The following is a 22,442-nucleotide window of genomic DNA, read 5'->3' on the forward strand; positions in this document are numbered from 1 at the left end:
TTAGAACGTCGTGAGACAGTTCGGTCCCTATCTGCCATGGGCGTAGGAAAATTGAGAGGGTTTGCTTCTAGTACGAGAGGACCGAAGTGAACGCACCGCTGGTGTTCGGGTTGTGATGCCAATTGCATTGCCCGGTAGCTACGTGCGGAATAGATAAGTGCTGAAAGCATCTAAGCACGAAACTAGCCTTAAGATGAGTTTTCCCTGAAGAGATTCAGTAAGGTTCGTTTGAGACTAAGACGTAGATAGGTCAGGTGTGTAAGTGTAGTGATACATTGAGCTAACTGATACTAATGAACCGAGAGTCTTAACCTTACAACTCGGAGTTGTTTTGTGATTACGTGAAGAGAAGCGTTTGATGACTAAGTCATCGAAATTGGATTAAATGTTGATTGAGTGGTTTGTTCCGAATTGAGAGATTGGTGTTATTATGAGATAATGAGCACTGATTGTAGAAGAGAAAAGAATATGTCTGGCGGTAATAGCGCGGTGGTCCCACCTGACCCCATGCCGAACTCAGAAGTGAAACGCCGTAGTGCCGATGGTAGTGTGGGTATTACCCATGTGAGAGTAGGGTGCCGCCAGACTTTTTAAATCTTAATTTCTATTTTATAGACATGCCAAATACGGTGGAGCGGTAGTTCAGTTGGTTAGAATACCTGCCTGTCACGCAGGGGGTCGCGGGTTCGAGCCCCGTCCGTTCCGCCACCTTATTTAGGGGCGTAGTTCAATTGGTAGAGCACCGGTCTCCAAAACCGGGTGTTGGGAGTTCGAGACTCTCCGCCCCTGCCACAAATTGATAATTTGTATTAATTTTAATCGCTTAATCATTATTTATCTATATAAATAAAAAAAATTATTTACAGATTACGTTACTGAATTATAATTTCCGCCCTACGACTTTTATAACCTAGAGGATAAAAAATGGCTGAAAGTTTTATAAGTCAACAACGTTTTTTTGATAATAAAAATTATCCAAGAGGCTTTTCTCGCCATGGAGATTTTACAATCAAAGAAGCGCAGATTTTAGAGAAATATGGTTGTACTTTTAAAGCACTTGATACAGAAGTAAAGAAACCTTTAACTCCAGAAGAAAAATCATTTGTTGCAGTTTGTAAAGGAAAAAAAGAAGCATCAACTGATTTTGAAAAAGTTTGGATAAAATATCTTTCTCGTATAAATAAACCAAAACGTTTTCATACATTATCCGGTGGAAAACCACAAGTTGATGTAAGTGATGATTTCATAGATAATGATGACTGATTCTTTTAACCAATGTTTTTGTGTAATTGAATTAGTAATCGATCCATAGAACGATAACTTAAAGCTTCTGAAATATGTTTTCGTTCTATTTTTTCTGATAGTTCTAAATCTGCAATAGTTCTTGATACTTTTAATATTCGATGCCATGCTCGAACCGAAAGCCCTAACTTGATTAAAGCTTTTTCCAAATATTCATTATTTTCATTAGATAATTGGCAATAATGTGGTATTTCATTTGGGGATAACTGACTATTTAATTTTTTGTTTCTTTTTAATTGTGTATTCCTTGCTTTAAATACTCTTTGTTTCACTTGTTCAGTCGATTCAGCCATTGTTATTCTTTGACTTAATGCTCCTTGGGGTAATAGTGGTACTTCAATAGAAATATCAAATCTATCTAAAAAGGGACCAGAAAGTCGATTTAAGTAGCGAATTATCTGTAGTGGTGTTGTTCTATTATGTGTTCCTTGATAATGCCCTGTTGGGCTAGGGTTCATTGCTGCTATAAGTTGAAATTTAGCAGGAAATCTTATTTTAGCATTTGCTCTTGAAATAATAATTTCACCAGATTCAATGGGTTCTCTTAATGCATCTAAAACTTTACGATTAAATTCTGGCAGCTCGTCTAAAAATAATACACCATTATGTGCAAGTGAGATTTCTCCAGGTTTAGGTATTGTACCACCACCAACAAGTGCTGCACTTGATGCACTATGATGGGGTGATCTGAAGGGTCTTTTTCGCCAATTTTTTATTGAGCCATTGGGACTAATTAAGCTGGTTATTGCCGCACTTTCTAGCGCTTCATCATCAGTTAATGGCGGTAATAAAGAGGTTAAACGTGTTGCCAACATTGTTTTTCCAGTTCCAGGGGGACCAATTAATAATAGATTATGCCCACCTGCCGCAGCAATTTCTAAAGCTCTTTTAGCATGCTCTTGACCTATAATATCTTGTAAGTTAGCTAAATGAGGATCAACATCTTCATATTCCCTATACTTTACAGTAGGTAATTGAATTTGATTGTATAAGTATTGACATAACTCTAATAAGTTGTTCGTAACTAGAGTGTTATTATGATGAATCAATGATATTTCAGATTGATTCTCAGCCGAAATAATTAATGTACGATTACTTTTTTTTGAAGCTATAGCAGCAGGAATCGCCCCTTTAACTGCACGAATATCACCTGAAAGTGCTAGTTCTCCCAAAAACTCATAGTGCAATAGATTTTCTGTTGGAATTTGTTCAGTCGCTGCAAGAATGGCGATAGCAATAGGTAAATCAAAACGGCTTCCTTCTTTTGGGAGATCTGCTGGAGATAAATTAACTGTTATTTTTTTTGCAGGAAATGTAAAGCCACTATTTATAATGGCACTTCGTACTCTATCTTTGGCCTCTTTTACAGTAGCTTCTGGAAGACCTACTAATACAAAACCTGGTAATCCATTACTAATATGAACTTCAACATTAATATGTGGTGCTTGTATACCAACAGATGCGCGAGTATGAATAATTGCAAGAGACATAATATAAATGATTAATTTTTTGAATTTTCATCATGTTACTTTCTAAAAAATAAACATCAATTAAAACTATATTTAGATTGAGATCTGTATCGCAATAAATTTATTATTTTTACTGAGTTTTCTAAGCTTTATTAGAGAAAAATAATTTTGAAATTATTAAAGATATAAAAAAAAGACAAGCATTACTTAACACAACAGATGGGCTTGTTGGTGTATTGTAAATTGATGAGAAAATTAAACCACTAATAATAGATAGCATACCAATGACTATGGCTGTTAGCGCCATTGTTTCAGGTGTTTTTGAATAATATTTGGCAGTAGCTGCAGGAATAATTAGTAAAGATGTTATAATGAGTGCACCGACAAATTTCATTGCAATTCCAATAGTTAAAGCTAGTAATAATATTAAAAGTAGTTTAGTAAATTTTATATTAATACCCTGAATAAAAGCTAATTCTTCATTTATAGTGATAAACAAAAAATCATTCCAACGCCAAATTAATAAAATTCCTATTAATATTACACAAAAAATGATTGGATAAATATCTATATATGTCACAGATAAAAGATCACCAAATAAGTATCCCATCAAATCAACTCGAATATTACCTAATAAACTAATTACTACTAAGCCAAGTGAGAGTGCACTGTGCGCTAATATTCCAAGTATAGTATCTATAGCTAGCTGTTTTTGAGACTCTAACCATAGTAATCCTAATGCCAAAATTAATGTGACAAAAATAATGCCATAAAATAGATTTATATTAAATAAAAAACCAAAAGCTATACCGAGCAACGCTGCATGTGATAATGTATCACCAAAATATGACATTCTCCGCCAAACTACAAATGTCCCTAATGGTCCAGTAACTGTCGTTAAACATAGCCCTACGAATAAAGAAGGCAGTAGAAATTCAATCATTATTTATCTCCTTTTCAACATTAGGTAAAAATATTATTGGTTGAAATCAGTGTGTTTTTGACAGAAATCATGTTGATGATTGTGGCAATGTTTATAAACTGCGATTTGAGATGCACAATGTCCACCAAAAAGCGAGATAAATTCGGGATCGTTAGATACAATTGCAGGTGTCCCTGAACAACAAATATGATGGTTTAAACAGATAACTTCATCGGTTTTTGCCATAACCAAATGAAGATCATGAGAAACCATTAACACACCACAATTAAACTGCTTTTTAGCACTAACAATTAAATCATATAATAAAATTTGACCATTAACATCAAGCCCTTGTGTTGGCTCATCTAGAATTAACAATTGAGGACGTTTTGCGAGAGCTTGAGCAAGTAGAACACGTTGCAATTCGCCACCCGATAATTGATGTATCGATTTATCAATTAAATATTCTGCCTCTACTAGCGAGAGCGAATTAATAATATCTTTATTTTTTAATTTTTTATTTAAATGCATAAAGCGTTTAACAGTGATGGGTAAAGTAGGATTTAAATTGATTGATTGAGGAATATAACCGATAGTTAAATTAGCTAATCGTTTAATTTCCCCTGAAGTATGGGGAATTAAGCCTAAAATGACTTTAACCATAGTTGATTTACCGGCTCCATTTGGTCCCAATAACGTAATAATTTGATTCAAGTTAATTGATAATGAAACATCATCCAATATTTTCTGATGATTGATTTCAACGGAGACATTATCAAGAGAAATTAATTGAGTCATATTATTGATATACCCTTGCTTATCTACATGTTATGTTATATTATAACAATATATAAAGTCTATTTTATCACATTTTTAAACATAACATAATGGCATGAAAAAATATATTGTAAGGAATTTAGAACGTTTTATCCGATTTTTGGTGATGTCTGGATCTATATTCGTTATAGAGAGTATGATTATAAATGCAGAAGCGACAATTGTTTCATCTGTGAAGCCGATAGGTTTTATTGTTGAAGCAATTGCTTCAGGTGTAACTGAGACAGAGATCTTATTACCAGATGGAGCTTCACCTCATACATATTCTTTAACGCCTGCAGATTTAAGAAAAATCAAATCAGCTCAATTGGTTATTTGGATAGGTGAAGATCTAGAAACTTTTATGCCGGCGATTTTAAAAAATGTTGATAAACAAAAGCAAATTGAATTAATTGATATATCGGATATTAAAGTTTTACTTCGAACTAGTCATGATAATAATTCCCATGAAGAAATACAAAGCCATCACGATTCATCTGACCATGATCATCATGGCGAATATGATGAGCATATTTGGCTTTCTCCAGAAATAGCAGAAATTATTGCTAAGTCAGTTCATGACAAATTGATAATACAATATCCAGATAAAAAAGATTTAATTGATGAAAATCTAAGCGAATTCACAATTAAACTGGCTGAAACAGAACAAAATATTGCAAAAAAACTTAGAAACGTCCAAAATAGAGGGTATTTTGTATTTCATGATGCCTATGGGTATTTTGAAGCGAAGTTTGGATTAAACAATTTGGGTAGTTTTACCATAAATCCATCAGTACAGCCTGGTGTTCAAAAAGTTTACGCTATAAAACAAAAAATAAAAGAACACCAAGCAATATGTATATTTAGTGAACCGCAGTTTAGTCCTGCAGTTATTGGAAAATTAGTGGATGGAACGAAAGTTCGAATTGGGGAATTAAACCCATTAGGAACTGATATAGATCTTTCGAAAGATGCTTATTCACAATTTTTGTTAAAATTAACACAGCAACTGTTGGATTGTTTAGATAAATAATAGATCAAATAATAAATAGTTAAGGTTGATTTTGGCAAGAAAGATTAAATTTCCAGATATTGAAATAAATAATTTTAAAATTCCTTATCTTTCAATATCAGGTGTCCTTTTTTTCGTTATCTTGTTTTCCGTATTGTGGCGACCTCTCAATTTGGAACGTACTGTTTATGTACCACTAAATCCTCAAGCAGAAACAACTGTATCTAACGGTTCTTCTTTACCTGTTGATATTGGGGAAGGACAAATTGAAATAGTTGATGATAATTCAAATTCCAAGATAACAGAATCTTCAGATGAACCAGAAGATATTGTTGCTAAAGATGATTTAGACGCAATTCTTGATGATAAAGATAACACTGTGCAATATACTATTGTTCGAGGCGATACGTTGCATGATATTTTATTACGTTATAATGTTAATCGAAATGATATTTATCAGTTGACAACAAAGTATAAACAACTAGCTAATCTAAGAATTGGTCAACAAATTAGTTGGACTACTGATGATGATCATAATTTGAAGAGTTTTAATTGGACCATTTCAAGTAATAATATTCGAATATATGAAAAATCTGGTGATAACTTTGTAGAAAGTTCAGAAACTGAAGAGGCTGTATCCCAAGAAGTTATCCTTAAAGGTGAAATTAAAACAAATTTTATTGCTGATGCTCGGAAAATTGGCTTAACTAGTAGTGAAATTGGCACTATTACACGCGCATTACAATGGCGTCTGGATTTCAAACGTTTGAGAGTTGGAGACAAATTTTCGGTAATTTTATCGCGGCAAATGCATGGTAAACATCTTTCTAATAGCCAATTATTAGCTTTTCGCTTTAAAAATGGCTCTAAAGATTTTTATGCAATTTTGGCAGATGATGGAAAGTATTATGATATTAATGGAAGCAGCTTATCACAGAGTTTCTTCCGTTATCCTTTGGCAAAAAAAGCACGTGTTTCATCTGGATTTAATCCTCGCCGTTTGCACCCTGTTACAGGGCGTATAGCACCTCATAATGGTGTGGACTTTGCTGTATCACGAGGCACGCCGGTATTGTCAGTTGGTAATGGCGAAGTTGTAATTGCTAAATATAGTGGTTCAGCAGGTAATTATATTGCTATTAGACATGGACGCCAATATATGACAACTTACATGCATCTTGACAAAATTTTAGTTAAACAAGGGCAGCAAGTTAAGCAAGGGGACCAAATAGGTTTATCAGGTAATACAGGGCGTTCAACTGGTCCTCATTTACATTTTGAATTGCATATCAATAACAAACCAGTTAATCCATTAACCGCAAGTCTACCAATAAATGAAGGTTTAACAGGTAAATCTAAAAATGCGTTTATAGCAAAAGTTAAAAATATCAAACCACAACTGGAATTTTAATCATAAATTTGGAAAAGTAATTTTGAATTAATATCAACAAAATAAGGTAAGTTTATATTTAAAAAATTGTGGTATTATAAGTCCATTATTATTCAATAATGGATCTTAGGCGAGCTTTGAATACATCAACTAAAACTACCCAAAAGAAACCTTCTTCAAAAACAAAAAAAATTAAAAAGCGTTCACTATTGGGTCGATTGCTTTCGTTACTATTTAAACTACTGCTTATTTTTTTAGCGGTCACTGTTTTTTATGGTATATATCTTGATCAGAAAATTAAAGAACGAATTGATGGCAATGTATGGGAACTACCTGCTGCAATTTATGGTCAAATTATTGAGCTTGAACCCGACAGTGAATACAGCTTAAATGATGTGGTTACTATGTTAGTTGGCGCACAATATCGTCAGCAAGCTACAAAAGCTACGCGCCCTGGGGAATTTATTGTAAGTAATGATGCTGTTGAAATTTATCGACGACCTTTTACTTTTCCTGATGGTGAAGAGCAAGCATTCCGTATTAAAATTACTTTTTATCAAAACCGAATAGACCGTATTATAAATTTAAATACAGGTAGAGATTTTGGATTACTAAAAATCGATCCAAAATTAATAACGATGATGCATTCTCCAAATGGCGAACAACGACTTTTTGTACCATTAAAAGCGTTTCCTGATTCATTATTAAAAACATTAGTTGCTACTGAAGACAAACGTTTTTACGAACATCATGGTGTGAGCCTGTATTCAATTGGACGTGCAATTTATGTTAACCTTACAACAGGACGGACTGAAGGGGGTAGTACATTAACCCAGCAAACAGTTAAAAATCTTTTTTTAACAAATGAACGAAGTTTGAGTCGAAAAATACGTGAAGCCTATATGGCTTTGATTTTAGATGCTCGCTATAGTAAAGAACGTATTTTAGAACTTTACTTGAACGAAATTTATTTTGGTCAAGCAGGTAGTGAAGAGATCCATGGATTTCCATTAGCAAGTTTATATTACTTTGGTCGCCCAGTAAATGAACTTACTTTAGATCAACAAGCAGTTTTAGTTGGAATGGTAAAAGGTGCTTCATTGTACAACCCTTGGACACAACCGCTACAGGTAATTGAACGGCGCAATGTTGTGTTAAAACTTTCACAACAGCAAGGTATTATTGACGATGAATTGTATAACTTATTAAGCCAGCGCCCGCTATCTGTTTTACCTAAAGGAGGTGTCATTTCTCCTCAACCTGCGTTTATGCAGGTTGTTCGTAGTGAACTTCGTAACCAATTAGGTGATAAAGCAGAACACCTTTCTGGCATGAAGATTTTTACAACTTTTGATCCAGTTGCTCAAGCTGCTGCAGAACAAGCTGTAACCAATGAAATTGAAGTACTACGTAAATCAACAAATAAAGACTTACAGGCAGCAATGGTTGTCGTTAGTCGAGAAACAGGTGAAATTAGATCAATTATAGGGAGTGCCGAGCCACGTTATCCAGGTTATAATCGAGCATGGTTAACTAGGCGAGCTATAGGCTCTCTTGCTAAACCAGCAACTTACTTAACTGCACTTGGACAACCTGATCATTATCAACTTAATACATGGCTAAATGATAGCCCATTATCAATTAAACTTGATGGTGGTGGTTATTGGGAACCGAAAAACTACGATCGTAAATTTCGTAATCGCGTTATGTTAGTTGATGCTTTGGCGCTTTCGCTTAATATCCCAACAGTTAATTTAGGTATGGCATTAGGACTTGATGCGACAAAAAATATTTTGCAAGCACTTGGAGTACCAGCAGATCGCATTCCTAATTTGCCATCAAGGTTATTAGGAGCTTTAGAATTAACGCCATTAGAAACAGCTCAAATGTTCCAAACTATTACTAATAATGGACAGCGTTCCCCACTAACTATTTTAAGATATGTTTTAACAGACAAAGGTGAATTAGTATATCAGAGCTACCCAAAGCAGATTCAAGCTGTTTCTCCTCAGTCAGCTTACTTAACTACTTATGCAATGCAACAAGTGGTTGAATCAGGAACATCACGTACATTAAAAGGAAAATATGGTTCATTTAAACTAGCAGCTAAAACAGGAACAAGTAATGACTCTCGCGATAGTTGGTTTACTGGTATTGATGGTAAAAATGTTGCTGTTATTTGGATTGGGCTTGATGATCATTCACCAATGAAATTAACTGGTGCGACAGGAGCATTAAAAATATATAGTGAATATTTACAAAATAATACACCTAAAAAGCTAACTCTGCCGATACCACAAAATATATTTATGGTACCAATAAATAGTAATGGACATTGGCAATGTGAAGGAAATATTCAAGATTTTCGTAGTTTACCTGCATGGACATCTAGTTTGCAGAGTTTATGTATCAATAATAATCAAACAGAATCTGCTCAACAAGTGCCTGCTTGGGTGACTGAAATGTTAAATAATTAAGTGGAATTCCTATGCCTGAATTACCAGAAGTAGAAACTAGTCGTCGTGGAATTTTGCCTTATTTAAAAGGGCAAACGATAAAACAAATTATTGTTCGCCAACCTAAACTTCGTTGGCCAATTGACAATGCTATAAATGAGGCAAATGGACAAGTAATTTTAGATATAAAACGACGCGCAAAATATTTGTTATTACAGTTAACTAACAATTGGATTGTGATTCATTTGGGAATGTCTGGTAGTTTACGTATTTTACAAGAAGCTCAAAAAGCTGAAAAGCATGATCATGTCGATTTGGTTTTGGAAAATGGTGTGAGTTTGCGCTATACCGATCCTAGGAGGTTCGGCTCTTGGCTCTGGGCAAATTCATTGGATAAATTAACTCAATTGCAGCATTTGGGACCTGAACCATTAAGTGATGCATTTTCAGGAAATTACTTAATTGAAAAAGCAAAGAATCGTCATATCCCGATTAAACGTTGGATAATGGATAATCATATTGTAGTTGGAGTTGGTAATATATATGCGTCTGAAGCACTATTTATGGCTAGGATCAATCCTAATCGAGCAGCAGATTCTTTAAAATTTACTGAATATGAAAGGCTAGCAATCGCAATTAAGCAAGTTTTAACCAAATCAATTGAGCAAGGTGGTACGACTCTTAAAGACTTTCTCCAATCCGATGGAAAACCTGGTTATTTTGCTCAAAATCTTCAAGTTTATGGAAGAGAAGGTGAAGCCTGCCTGATCTGCCAAAGGAAAATAAAATCACAAAAAATAGGGCAACGTAATACTTTTTACTGTGAGTATTGTCAAAAATAATGACTTAATTTTCATTTAGTTGTATATCTATACAATGTTGAATTTTATCTTAAAGATAGAAATATTATTAATAAATAATAGGTTAATAAAAGTTATTTTTAAGAGATAAATAAAATTATGTTGTCAAAATATCAAATTTTGTACTTTAAACTAGCTAAAAATGGTATTAGTATAAGGCTACTTCTAAGTAATGAAAATAATTAACAGCAGTTGAACCTTTTATCACAAAGGTTATAGACTTGTTATGTAATATCAGCTATCTTTCTCATTGTAGAATTATTTACAATTTTTAACTTTATTGTGACTAATAGGTTGCACATACTTTAACATAATTATTTTGCTTCTATTAAGGAATTTAAGATGATCAAATGTGCTTTTCGCTTTTTGATAACTTGCTTCATTTTTTTATATGCCTCAGCAGCAACTGTTTGGGCCGATAATGAAGGAATACAAATTAATATCACGGAAGGTCTAAGTGCTGCTAAACCGATTGCAGTTGTGCCATTTAAATGGACTGGATCTGGAGAGCCTCCTCAAATGATTAATGATATCATTTCTTCAGATTTACGTAATAGTGGTAAATTTAACCCTATTGATATTAATAATATGCCACAAAAGCCAACAACAGCATCAGAGGTTTATCCAACAGAGTGGCAAAATATTGGTATTTCTGCTGTCGTTGTCGGTTCTATTCAACCAGATGCATCTGGAAAATATCTTATTACTTATCAATTAGTTGATACTGTTAATAAACCTGGTGCAATTTTAGCACAAAACCAACTCTCCATCGAAAAACGATGGCTACGCTATGCTGCACATACAGCAAGTGATGAAATCTTTGAATCGCTAACGGGTATTAAGGGCGCATTTAGAACACGAATTGCTTATATTGTAAAACTAAACAAAGGACCATTTACACACGAATTACGCGTGTCTGATTATGATGGTTACGATCAGATTACTGTTCATCGCTCAAAAGCACCGTTAATGTCACCGACCTGGTCACCTGATGGTAAAAAACTTGCCTATGTTACTTTTGAAAGCGGGCGCTCAGCACTAGTTATGAAAACATTAGATAGTGGCGCTATTGAAACAATAGCATCTTTTCCTCGACACAATGGTGCACCTGCTTTTTCACCAGATGGAATGAAATTAGCATTTGCTTTATCTAAAGACGGTAATTTGAATTTATATATGATGGATTTAAACTCAAAGAAAATAACTCAAATTACATCAGGTCGAAGCAATAATACTGAACCATCATGGATGCCTGATAGTCAAACGATTGTTTATACCTCTGATCAAGCTGGACGTCCACAGTTATACAGCATTAACATAAATGGTGGAACACCACAACGATTAACATGGGATAATACACAAAATCAAAACGCACGTGTTTCACCTGATGGCTCGTTTATCGCTATGATATCAACTAATAATGGTGAACAACATATTACGCGGTATGATCTAGAAAGAAATACGTATCAACGATTAACAGATACTTTTTTAGATGAAACACCAAGTATAGCGCCAAATGGTACAATGATAATTTATAGTTCAACAAAAGGTTTTGGGACAATCTTAAACTTGGTTTCAACAGATGGGTATTTCAAGGCGGAATTGCCAGTAACTAATGGACAGGTAAAATTTCCATCATGGTCACCATATTTGTAACAGAAGACCGAAACTTAATCAATATTATTAAATTTGTAGCAAAGATCATATGACTAATTATTTGCTAACTGGTATCAAATGTTGTTTTGAAATCAGTTAGATAAACCAAATATTATTTATTTAACACATAGGAGTTAATAACAATGCAATTTTCTAAATTTCTTAAAGTAGCCGTGGTTGCTTTACCTCTAATTGCTGTGACAGCATGTTCTTCAAAAAATACTACAACTACAAGTGGCAGCTCATATAACGGCTTATCTAATGAAGATTACACTTTACTCAAAAAGCTGCAACAGCAAGAAATGAATACAGTGTATTTTGATTTTGATAAATATGATATTAAGCCTGAGTACAGAAATAAGTTAGATGCCCACGCAAGTTTTTTACGAGCACATACTCCTATTAAAATTGTGATAGAAGGTCATGCTGATGAACGTGGAACACCTGAATATAATATTGCTTTAGGCGAACGTCGAGCTGTTGCAGTTGAATCTTATCTTCAAGCTAATGGTGTATCTGTCGGGCAAATGACAGTTAAGTCTTATGGTAAAGAACAACCGGCAGTATTAGGTCACGATGAAGCGGTTTACGCCAAAAATCGCCGTGCTGTAATTGTATATTAATCGCTCTCATAACGGCTGAATTATTTAGCCGTTTGTTTATCTGTTTACATTGAGTCCTATTATATGAATAAAAAAATACTCACATTATCCTTATTTTTATTGTTTGCTGGTTATGGTTGTGCAGCGGGTGGTTCTGAACTGGAAAGAACTGTACAGGCACAAGGTCAATTGTTGATACAAAATCAACAAAGGATAAATGATTTGCAATCAGATATTGATACCCTTCGTGGCCAACTAGAAGAAACTAAATACAAACTCAACCAGACAATCGAGCGCCAAAAAATAATTTTACAACAAATGGCAGGTAGTTCGGGGCTTTCATTTAACACCAATACTGGCTCTTCACAAGAAGCCATATCATCGCCTACAACTTCAACTTTTGGGCCTGTTTCAACCGTAGCAGCACCAGAATTATCTGGGTGGACCACTTCAGGTAACGATAAAACGGATTATAATTTTATTATGCGGTTTATTAGTGATGGAAAACAAAGCGATGAGTTGATTGCCGCATTCCAAAAGTTTTTAAAAGTTTACCCTAAATCCGTATATCGTTCTAATGTTAATTATTGGCTTGGTCAATTATTTTATAAGCAAGGCAAGAATAACGACGCTTCATATTATTATGCAACAGTTGTGAAAGATTTTCCGTCTTCACCAAAAGCGGCTGAAAGTCTTTATAAAGTAGGGATAATTTTATTTGATAAAGGTGATAAAACAAGTGCTAAAGCTGTATTTCAACAAGTTGTGAATAAGTATTCTAAAGATAAAAATATTGTTGAGCTTGCTAATAAAAAGCTTGCTTCACTTTAAGAAAGCGTATGAAAATTCGGTATTTTTGAAAAAATACCCATAAAAGGGTTGCATTACCTAATAATTATAGGTAATATAGCAACCCGAAATCGCTTGTATCACTAATAACGTTGGTACACCATTCTATTAAAAAAGGGTTGTTAGCTCAGTCGGTAGAGCAGCGGACTTTTAATCCGTTTGTCGAGCGTTCGAATCGCTCACGACCCACCATATTTATACTATACAGTAAGCAAACTATTAGTTAAAAAAATAAATCTCATGATAAAGTAAGTTTTCATTACCTCACTATAGATAAAAAATTTATTGAAAAAAAGCATGGTGATTTGTACGAATAGTTTGTAGACTATGCCTCATTGTCCATTTTAGATGCTATATTCTTTATGAATCTTTTAAAATCTTTAGCCACAATAAGCTCTATGACAATGGGCTCACGAGTATTAGGTTTTGTTCGTGATGCAATTATTGCTCGTTTTTTTGGGGCAGGAATGGCAACCGATGCTTTTTTTGTAGCATTTAAGTTACCTAATTTACTAAGACGTGTGTTTGCAGAAGGGGCCTTTTCACAAGCTTTTGTGCCAATTTTAGCAGAATATAAAAATCAACAAGGAATAGAAGCGACGCGTACTTTTGTTGCTTATATTGCTGGTTTATTAACACTAGTGTTGGCATTTGTCACCCTAATAGGTATATTAACAGCTCCTTTTATTATTATATTAACTGCGCCAGGATTTAAAGAAGAATCGCTTGAGAAATTCCAACTAGCAACTACGATGTTGCAAATCACCTTTCCTTATATATTTTTCATTTCCCTCTCTTCACTTGTTGGGGCAATACTAAATACCTGGAATCGTTTCTCGGTTCCTGCTTTTGTACCAACATTGTTAAATATTAGTATGATTGTGTGCACATTATTTCTCACTCCTTACTTTCCCCCGCCAGTGCTGGCTCTTTCTGTGTCGGTTGTGATCGGCGGTGTTTTGCAACTACTTTATCAACTTCCTTATTTGAAAAAAATAGGGATGTTAGTTCTACCTAGAATTAATTTAAAAGATAGTGGGGTTTGGCGCGTGTTAAAACAAATGGGACCTGCAATTTTAGGTGTTTCAGTTGGTCAGATTTCATTAATTATTAACACTATCTTTGCCTCATTTTTGGCTTCTGGATCCGTTTCTTGGATGTATTATGCAGACCGTTTAATGGAGTTTCCTGCAGGAGTGCTTGGAGTGGCATTAGGGACGATTTTACTGCCATCATTAGCAAAAAGTTTTTCAAAGAGCGATCATAAACAATATTCTGAATTATTGGATTGGGGGTTAAAACTTTGCTTTTTATTAGCCTTGCCTAGCACTGTTGCTTTAGGTGTAATTTCTCGACCACTCATATCAACACTATTTGAGTATGGGCAATTTACTTTAAATGACACTTTAATGACACAGCGTGCTTTAGTAGCTTATTCTATTGGTTTACTTGGTCTGATTCTAATAAAAGTATTAGCACCTGCATTTTATTCAAGACAAGATATTAAAACTCCAGTTAAGATTGCTATTGCTACTTTAATTTTGACACAATTAATGAACTTAGTATTCATTGGACCGTTACAGCATGCTGGGCTATCTCTATCAATCGGTCTTGCTTCTTGTTTTAATGCTGGATTATTATTTTGGCAACTACGCAAAAAACAACTTTATTATCCACAATCAGGCTGGTATAAATTTTTAGCTAAAGTAGTTATTGCTGTTATTTTAATGTCAGCGGTATTATGGTTAGGCTCAGAGCTATCTAACTGGTCTACTGGATCAATGTTAATACGCATTGGACGGCTATTTTTGTTAGTAATTGTCGGTGTTTTCGTTTACTTCGGGGCATTAATTGCTATGGGGTTAAAAATAAAACAATTTATTAAGCGAATAGATTAAAGAATAGCAACAAATTATTTTTAAATAAATATCGGAGCTAATTATAATTAAATTTGCAAATTAGTTTTTATATATAAATTAGGAGTCAAGAAGTTTAAATATGAAAGTTGAAGTTTTATTGGTTTTTCTTGTATATTAAAATTAATCGAAGTTATTGGTGCAAATAATAAATTTTATCTCCAAAATTATTATAATTAAATACAAGTGATATTTTTTATTATATTGAGTAATTGGAGAAAGATATGAAATATCTTTACAAAGTAGGACAAAAATAAAAACAGCTATTAAGAATTAGTACAAAGTATTATACAATACCCAGTAATTCTAGAAAGTAGCAGCATGAGAGAATCATAATGAGCTGGATTGAAAAAATTCTAAGTAAAAACAATATATCGTTAGACCATAAAAAAGCGAATATACCAGGTGGTGTTTGGACAAAATGTAGTAACTGTGAGCAAGTTATTTACCAAGCAGAATTAGATCGTAATTTAGAGGTTTGCCCTAAATGTGATCATCATATGCATATTCCTGCACGTGTGAGGTTGTATCGATTTTTAGATGAAGGCTCTGATGTTGAAATTGGTTCGGAACTAGCCCCTAAAGATATCTTAAAATTCAAAGATACAAAAAAATATAAAGATCGTTTAACTGCAGCGCAAAAAGCAACACATGAAAAAGAAGCCATGATTGTTATGAAAGGCACATTGTTGGGGATTCCAGTAGTTGCTGCATGCTTTGAATTTGCATTTATTGGTGGATCTATGTCTTCAGTTGTAGGTGCTTTGTTTGTACGCGCTGCTGAACAAGCGATAGCAGATAAATGCCCATTAATTTGTTTTTCAACAAGTGGTGGTGCTCGAATGCAAGAAGCTCTATACTCATTGATGCAAATGGCAAAAACAAGTGCGATCCTTGCAAAAATGCAGGATGAAGGCTTACCATATATTTCAGTTATGACTGATCCTACTATGGGTGGTGTGTCGGCAAGTTTAGCTATGCTTGGTGATATTAATATTGCTGAGCCTAAAGCGCTTATAGGTTTTGCAGGCCCTCGTGTTATTCAACAAACTGTTCGTGAAACATTACCTGAAGGTTTTCAGCGTAGTGAATTTTTACTTGAAAAAGGTGCTATTGATATGATTATTCATCGTAAAGATATGCGTCCTAAAATTGCTACTTTATTAGCAAAATTGATGAGGTATCCTGATCCGCTTAATGATATTACTATAAATGAGACAGAGACAGTTTAATTAGTCATGCAAGATAAAAAACCAGATGCCATGTCTAACTTAAAGACATGGCTTTGTTATTTAGAGCAACTGCATCCAATAACCATCGAACTTGGACTAGAGCGAGTTAAAACCGTGGCAGAAAGGTTGGATTTATTACAACCTGCCCCCTATGTTTTTACTGTAGCTGGGACGAATGGCAAAGGTACTACTTGCCGAACGCTAGAAATGATCTTGCTTGCAGCAAAATTTCGAGTAGGTGTTTATAGTTCACCACATTTATTAAGATTTACTGAACGTGTACGAATTGATAATCGAGAATCGACTGAGCGAGAAATGGTAAAAGCTTTTGCCGAAATCGAAAAAGCGCGTGGCGATATTTCATTGACTTATTTTGAATATACAACGCTTGCAGCACTTTATCAATTTAAGCAAGCTAAACTAGATGTAGTTATTCTAGAAGTAGGATTAGGTGGACGACTTGATGCCACAAATATCGTTGATGCTGATGTAGCAGTTATTACCACAATTGGTATTGACCATGTTGATTATCTTGGTAATACAAAAGAAAGTATTGGGCGTGAAAAAGCGGGTATTTTCAAAAGAAAAAGTATTGCCATTGTTGGTGAACCAGAAATGCCTTCATCGATTTTAGACGTAGCAAAATCTGTTCACTGCCCAATTTATGCTGTAAATCGGGACTGGTCTTATCAACAACAAACCAATGATACTTTATGGTCATTTGATTCTTCAAGAAAGTGCTATTGTAATTTACCTATACCGAATGTTCCTTTAGCTAATTCAGCAACTGCTATTGCAGCCTTAAGTTATTCAGCGCTTAAAATTACTGAAGCTGAAATATGTGTAGGGCTTTCACAATCAAAGTTAACTGGGCGTTTTCAAATATTACAAACTTCGCCTCTTGTCATTATTGATGTTGCTCATAATCCTCATGCTGCCACTTATTTAATAACACAACTAGAAGAATTAAAGAAAAAACAATCAAATGTTGCTAAAGTTCGTATTGTCATTGGGATGCTAAAGGATAAAGATATCAAATGCACTTTATCAATACTAAAAGGCGATATTTGGTATTGTGCTACCCTTTATGGTGAGCGTGGTTCTAATAGCAAAGTATTAAAACAATATCTACTAGACAAAGGCGAATCCAACATTTCAACATTTGATACCGTCTGCGATGCCTACCAAAAAGCGATGCAAGAGGCAAAAGAAGATGATATTATCATTGTATGTGGTTCATTTCATACAGTAGCTGATGTATTAGAGCAATATGAATATTAGGCGAAATTAATCATGATAGAAGATAAAAAAGATAATCCGAATAAGCAAAAAATTATTAGGAATCGGCTTGTTGGTTTAGCAGCTTTATTACTTATCCTAGCTGTTATTGCGCCATGGATCATCACCGATAAATCAAATTCGCAAACCTCAACTACGCCTATCTTACAACCTAATATAATAAATGAACAGTTTCAAGCAGCCGAAGCTGCGCCAGATGATAACACGGCCAATAACGGCGCTAATAACGTATCTAGCATACCTTATATACCAGATACTGACCAAAACCCAAGTTCTTTAGTTTCGCCTGAAATTAGTGGTGATGAAAAAGATGACCTAACCTTTACAACTGATCCAATAGAGCAAGATCCTAAGCCATATATCATTCAACTTACTGCATTAAGAAATAAACAGAAGATTGAAGAGCTTGTTGCTTTGTTAAGATTGAATAATTATAACGTTAGAGTGATACCTAAAAATCCGGAGCCTAACCAATTAATTAAATTACTAGTTGGTCCTTATGCAAAGAAAGAGCAAGCTGAACAAGTAATTGATAATTTAAATAATTTGACGAAATTAAAAGGGATCATAGTTGCTAATTAGAAATATTTTGACATAAAATTGTGAGTTATTATGATGAATTGGGTTGATTTTACAATTATCGGTGTAATAGTTTTTTCTGCATTAATCAGCATAGTACGTGGATTTGTAAGAGAAGCATTATCCCTGATTAGTTGGATTCTTGCATTTTTTATAGCAAGTCGATTTTACATTTATATTGTTGCCTATTTAACGTATTTTGATAGTGAACTAATGCGAATAGCTGTTGCTGTAGCTATTCTCTTTGTTTCAACATTACTCGTTTGTTCTGTTGTCTCTTACATTATTGGCGAGTTAGTGCAAAAAACAGGGTTATCTGGTACGGATCGGGTACTTGGTATTGGTTTTGGTGTTTTACGGGGGATTTTAGTTGTAGCCGCCATACTCTTTTTGGTTGATACTTTTACACCGTTATCACAATCGCCATTTTGGACTCAGTCTCAGCTTATTCCGCATTTTAGTTTTATTATTCGTTGGTTTTTTGATTTTATACAACAATCGTCTTCATTTTTATCGTAGTAATTTTGAGGTAATATTGTATGTGTGGTGTTGTTGGTATAGTAGGATATAGCACAGTTAATCAATCTATCTATGACGCATTGACCGTTTTGCAACACCGAGGTCAAGACGCCGCAGGTATAGTAACTATTGATGAACAAAATCGCTTTTGTTTACGTAAAGCTAATGGCTTAGTAAAAGACGTGTTTCAAGAACATCACATGCAGCGCTTGCAGGGGAATTTGGGTATAGGTCATATTCGTTACCCAACAGCTGGTAGCTCAAGCCCGTCTGAAGCACAACCTTTTTATGTAAACTCTCCCTACGGTATTGCACTTGCCCATAATGGTAATTTAACTAATACTGATAAGCTACGTAATAAACTCTTTGAATTAGCAAGACGGCATATTAATACCAACTCTGACTCAGAAGTACTACTTAATATTTTTGCCAGTGAATTAGATAAATTTCCAACCTACCCCTTAACAGCCGATAATATTTTTACAGCAGTGAGTCATTTACATAATACCATCAAAGGTGCGTATGCTTGTGTTGCTATGATTATAGGGCATGGACTTGTTGCTTTTCGTGATCCATATGGAATTCGCCCGTTAGTAATAGGGAAACGTGTGCTTGATAATCAAAAAGTTGAATATATGGTTGCTTCAGAAAGTGTCGCATTAGACATCCTTAATTTCGAACTATTAAGAGATGTTGAGCCAGGTGAAGCCATTTATATAACACAAGAAGGGAAACTTTATTCGCAACAGTGTTCAAATAATCCCCAATATTATCCATGCATATTTGAATATGTTTATTTCGCAAGACCTGATTCATTGATGAATGGGGTATCAGTTTATCAATCTCGTATTTTAATGGGGCAAAAGCTAGGTCAAAAAATAGTAAGAGAATGGTGCGATGTAGATATTGATGTTGTAATTCCTATCCCTGAGACATCATGTGATGCCGCATTAGAAATAGCTCGTATTTTGAAGAAACCATATCGTCAAGGTTTTGTTAAAAATCGATATGTTGGACGAACTTTTATTATGCCAGGTCAAGATGCACGTAAATTATCAGTGAGAAGAAAACTCAACGCTAATCGTATTGAATTTGAAGGTAAAAATGTTCTTTTAGTTGATGATTCAATTGTACGGGGTACAACATCTGAAAAAATTCTTGAAATGGTGCGTTCAGTTGGTGCAAAAAAAGTTTATTTGGCTTCTGCCGCTCCAGAAATTAGATACCCAAATGTTTATGGTATTGATATGCCAGTTGCAAGTGAACTTATTGCTTATAATCGAACAGTAGAAGAAATTGCTAAAGATATTGGCGCTGATAAATTAATTTTTCAAGACCTTTCAGATCTAATTGACTCAGTTACAGAACAAAACCCAAGTATCCATCATTTAGAATGTTCGGTTTTCGATGGAAACTATATTACTGAAGGTGTTGATGGCTATTATCTTTCACAGCTAGAAAAAAATCGAAATGATAGCAAAAAATCAACTCTTCAAAAAGAGTCAGAAAATCTCGAAATTTACAATGAAGGTCAATAATCATCATAATTGCAAATATAACAGAAACATTAAAGGAACAGATAGAACATCAAAGATTTATCTGCTCTTAATTCTTAAGAAAAGCCTTCTCATCCTTTTAACTTATAGCCAAATAATCGTGTAAAAATTTTGCTCACTATAAGCTATCATATTAACTTGTCAAATATTGAGCCATATTGACTAGACTAAATATCCATTTAGGATAAACGCCACAAATTACGATCAAAAGCGCCGAAAAAATAATGAATAGTTCACTTAATCTAATTTTTTCTCGTTTAATATTAATTATAAAATCTGATAATAGGTCATCTCGGTAAGTTGGTTTTATATAAAGATTGATAATTAACCGAGCATAAAAATACAGACCCAAAGCACTGCCAATTACAACCGCTGCTATTAACCACCACAATTCGGCTGTCACACCTAATAAAACTAGTAAAAAACGACCAATAAAGCCTATAGTTAATGGTGCTCCCGCTAATGATAGCAATCCAATTCCCATTGCTAAAGCAAGAATTGGTTTTCGCCAAAATAAGCCAGATAAATCTACCTCATTTTCATGATCTTGTAGCTCATTAGAATGTGATTCTAAACTGATTACTCCTAATATACAGATATTTGATAAAATATAACCAATTAAGTAAACACCAATTGTTTCTAATGCCAACACTTGATATTGCACTGCAATTAAAGCAATTAATAAATATCCGAAATGAGCAATAGATGAATACGCAAGTAACCTTTTTAAATTACTTTGCATAAATGCAAATAAGTTGCCCCACAAAATTGAACAAAAAGCCATAATTACTAAGATGATACGAATAGTTTCATTATTAACAATAGGAGCTAATAAAAAGAGTCTGGCAATTGCACAAAATATAGCAACTTTTCCTACGGTCGAAAGCAACAATGCAACAACGGTAGGTGCACCTTGATAAACATCTGGCAACCAAAGTTGAAAAGGAACCAGCGATAATTTAAAACCAATTCCTACCAGCATTAAACAAACACCCATTAATAATAAAGTGCTAAGATAAGTCATTGTTGATAGCTGATAGCTTAAACCACTAAAAGTCAGCTCACCTGTAGTTGCATAATAAAATGCTATTCCCATTAATAAAAATGCACTGGCAACAGCGGACAATATCATATATTTTACCGCAGCTTCAAGGGAATGAGTTTGAATATACTGATAACCAATTAACCCAACAAACGGAATTGAAAGTAATTCTATTCCAACAAAGAAAGCCATTAAATGGCTAGCATAAACTAATGTAACCCCACCTAATGTCATAAAAAGTAAAATCACATAAAATAAACCATGTGACTTTAGTTCTTGTTTAAACCAACGGTAAGCAAAAAAGGTTACAATAATTGAAATAATTAAAATTAAACTGGTATATAGCAAGCCAAAACCATCACAAGTAAAAAGAGCATTGATATTCCGCTCATTGTCTAATTCAGTTTTTTGGGAAGTTGCAAATTGAACATTCTTATTATTCACATTAACGCTTTTTTTATCAGCCAGTTTTGTTTGAGTATCGTTGAAAGGTGAGGCGGGAGCTTTTTTTTGTTCCATTGTTTGTGAGTTACTGGATTCAGCGCTGTTATCGTCAACGGATTTATCTTCATCGACTTTTGATTGTTTTATTTGAAGTTCATCTATATCGGCATTCGGCTCCACCTTAATATTGCTTCCAACATTATTACTTTTATTTTCAGTTGAAGCTGGTTCTGTTGATGCTGCGTTAACGGGTATAGTTTCTTCTTGGGATGAATTCAAATCAACTTCAGTTGTTGATTTCGTAGGTATTTGCATATTATCACTGCTAATATCCGTTATAACCTGATTATTGATTGAAATTTTATACCCCATTATAGATGAGCAAAGCAAAGCCAGACTTAAACCACATACAGTCAAAATAGTGCACCATTTTGTTCCAATTTTGAAAACAAATAATGAAAATAACATAACAATAATGGTAATGCTCAATACAAATATAGGTGACAGATCCATCATATCTT

General features: G+C 34.1%; 18 protein-coding genes, 3 tRNA genes and 2 rRNA genes. 19 read left to right on the forward strand and 4 right to left on the reverse strand.

Features of this window, described 5'->3' with window-relative positions:
• The 5 genes from A9G36_RS02180 to A9G36_RS02200 all read left to right on the forward strand — a co-directional run.
• Positions 1–315: ribosomal RNA gene (locus A9G36_RS02180) — 23S ribosomal RNA — on the forward strand; the annotation flags it as partial.
• Between the two features lie 156 nt (positions 316–471).
• A 5S ribosomal RNA gene (gene rrf, locus A9G36_RS02185) occupies positions 472–587 on the forward strand.
• Positions 588–631: 44 nt separating this feature from the next.
• Positions 632–708: transfer RNA gene (locus tag A9G36_RS02190), tRNA-Asp, on the forward strand.
• A gap of 8 nt (positions 709–716) precedes the next feature.
• A tRNA-Trp gene (locus A9G36_RS02195) sits at positions 717–792 on the forward strand.
• A 132-nt stretch (positions 793–924) separates the two neighbouring features.
• Entirely contained in the window at positions 925–1,263 is a 339-nt protein-coding gene (locus A9G36_RS02200; RefSeq protein ID WP_034946035.1) for a DUF413 domain-containing protein, read from the forward strand.
• A gap of 5 nt (positions 1,264–1,268) precedes the next feature.
• Here the strand turns inward: A9G36_RS02200 and A9G36_RS02205 are convergent, their stop codons facing one another.
• From A9G36_RS02205 to znuC, 3 genes are all read right to left on the reverse strand, one after another.
• The gene (locus tag A9G36_RS02205) at positions 1,269–2,792 is read right to left on the reverse strand and encodes a YifB family Mg chelatase-like AAA ATPase (RefSeq protein WP_065585350.1); all 1,524 of its coding nucleotides are present in this window, start codon (positions 2,790–2,792) and stop codon (positions 1,269–1,271) included.
• A gap of 121 nt (positions 2,793–2,913) precedes the next feature.
• Positions 2,914–3,714 (reverse strand): zinc ABC transporter permease subunit ZnuB, encoded by an 801-nt coding sequence (gene znuB / locus A9G36_RS02210; protein ID WP_065576077.1) that lies wholly within the window; start codon positions 3,712–3,714, stop codon positions 2,914–2,916.
• Between the two features lie 33 nt (positions 3,715–3,747).
• Positions 3,748–4,491 (reverse strand): zinc ABC transporter ATP-binding protein ZnuC, encoded by a 744-nt coding sequence (gene znuC / locus A9G36_RS02215; protein ID WP_065569199.1) that lies wholly within the window; start codon positions 4,489–4,491, stop codon positions 3,748–3,750.
• A gap of 94 nt (positions 4,492–4,585) precedes the next feature.
• Here znuC and znuA point away from each other — a divergent pair, with 94 nt between their 5' ends.
• The 14 genes from znuA to purF all read left to right on the forward strand — a co-directional run bounded on the left by znuA (position 4,586) and on the right by purF (position 20,417).
• On the forward strand, positions 4,586–5,542 hold the full coding sequence (gene znuA / locus A9G36_RS02220) for a zinc ABC transporter substrate-binding protein ZnuA (protein ID WP_065585351.1): 957 nt from the start codon (positions 4,586–4,588) through the stop codon (positions 5,540–5,542).
• A 31-nt stretch (positions 5,543–5,573) separates the two neighbouring features.
• Complete coding sequence (mepM, locus tag A9G36_RS02225; protein WP_065576078.1) at positions 5,574–6,932, forward strand: murein DD-endopeptidase MepM; 1,359 nt, start codon at positions 5,574–5,576, stop codon at positions 6,930–6,932.
• Positions 6,933–7,048: 116 nt separating this feature from the next.
• Positions 7,049–9,388, forward strand: coding sequence for a bifunctional glycosyl transferase/transpeptidase (gene mrcB, locus A9G36_RS02230; protein WP_051825240.1), 2,340 nt, complete (start codon positions 7,049–7,051; stop codon positions 9,386–9,388).
• Between the two features lie 11 nt (positions 9,389–9,399).
• Complete coding sequence (gene mutM, locus A9G36_RS02235) at positions 9,400–10,209, forward strand: bifunctional DNA-formamidopyrimidine glycosylase/DNA-(apurinic or apyrimidinic site) lyase (RefSeq protein WP_034946021.1); 810 nt, start codon at positions 9,400–9,402, stop codon at positions 10,207–10,209.
• A gap of 360 nt (positions 10,210–10,569) precedes the next feature.
• Positions 10,570–11,883 (forward strand): Tol-Pal system beta propeller repeat protein TolB, encoded by a 1,314-nt coding sequence (gene tolB, locus A9G36_RS02240; protein ID WP_141670357.1) that lies wholly within the window; start codon positions 10,570–10,572, stop codon positions 11,881–11,883.
• 143 nt (positions 11,884–12,026) lie between these two features.
• The gene (pal, locus tag A9G36_RS02245; RefSeq protein ID WP_034946018.1) at positions 12,027–12,506 is read left to right on the forward strand and encodes a peptidoglycan-associated lipoprotein Pal; all 480 of its coding nucleotides are present in this window, start codon (positions 12,027–12,029) and stop codon (positions 12,504–12,506) included.
• A 63-nt stretch (positions 12,507–12,569) separates the two neighbouring features.
• Positions 12,570–13,316, forward strand: a complete 747-nt coding sequence (gene ybgF, locus A9G36_RS02250) for a tol-pal system protein YbgF (protein WP_065569196.1) — start codon at positions 12,570–12,572, stop codon at positions 13,314–13,316.
• A 134-nt stretch (positions 13,317–13,450) separates the two neighbouring features.
• Positions 13,451–13,526, forward strand: a tRNA-Lys gene (locus A9G36_RS02255).
• 170 nt (positions 13,527–13,696) lie between these two features.
• Positions 13,697–15,232: a murein biosynthesis integral membrane protein MurJ gene (murJ, locus tag A9G36_RS02260; RefSeq protein ID WP_065585352.1), complete on the forward strand. Its 1,536-nt coding sequence runs from the start codon at positions 13,697–13,699 to the stop codon at positions 15,230–15,232.
• Between the two features lie 353 nt (positions 15,233–15,585).
• A complete protein-coding gene (gene accD / locus A9G36_RS02265) occupies positions 15,586–16,482 on the forward strand; it encodes an acetyl-CoA carboxylase, carboxyltransferase subunit beta (RefSeq protein WP_065569195.1) in 897 nt (298 codons plus the stop codon).
• 6 nt (positions 16,483–16,488) lie between these two features.
• Entirely contained in the window at positions 16,489–17,763 is a 1,275-nt protein-coding gene (gene folC, locus A9G36_RS02270) for a bifunctional tetrahydrofolate synthase/dihydrofolate synthase (RefSeq protein ID WP_034946012.1), read from the forward strand.
• A 12-nt stretch (positions 17,764–17,775) separates the two neighbouring features.
• Positions 17,776–18,363 carry an SPOR domain-containing protein gene (locus A9G36_RS02275; protein WP_065569194.1) on the forward strand — a complete coding sequence of 196 codons (588 nt, stop codon included), beginning with the start codon at positions 17,776–17,778 and terminating at the stop codon, positions 18,361–18,363.
• Positions 18,364–18,396: 33 nt separating this feature from the next.
• Positions 18,397–18,879 (forward strand): CvpA family protein, encoded by a 483-nt coding sequence (locus A9G36_RS02280; RefSeq protein WP_034946259.1) that lies wholly within the window; start codon positions 18,397–18,399, stop codon positions 18,877–18,879.
• Positions 18,880–18,899: 20 nt separating this feature from the next.
• Complete coding sequence (gene purF / locus A9G36_RS02285) at positions 18,900–20,417, forward strand: amidophosphoribosyltransferase (RefSeq protein WP_065569193.1); 1,518 nt, start codon at positions 18,900–18,902, stop codon at positions 20,415–20,417.
• A gap of 151 nt (positions 20,418–20,568) precedes the next feature.
• Here the strand turns inward: purF and A9G36_RS02290 are convergent, their stop codons facing one another.
• A complete protein-coding gene (locus tag A9G36_RS02290; RefSeq protein ID WP_081295284.1) occupies positions 20,569–22,437 on the reverse strand; it encodes an NADH-quinone oxidoreductase subunit N in 1,869 nt (622 codons plus the stop codon).
• Positions 22,438–22,442: the final 5 nt, after the last annotated feature.

The sequence above is a fragment of the Gilliamella sp. Choc6-1 genome (genome assembly GCF_001690385.1).
Classification (GTDB): Bacteria; Pseudomonadota; Gammaproteobacteria; order Enterobacterales; family Orbaceae; genus Gilliamella; species Gilliamella apicola_A.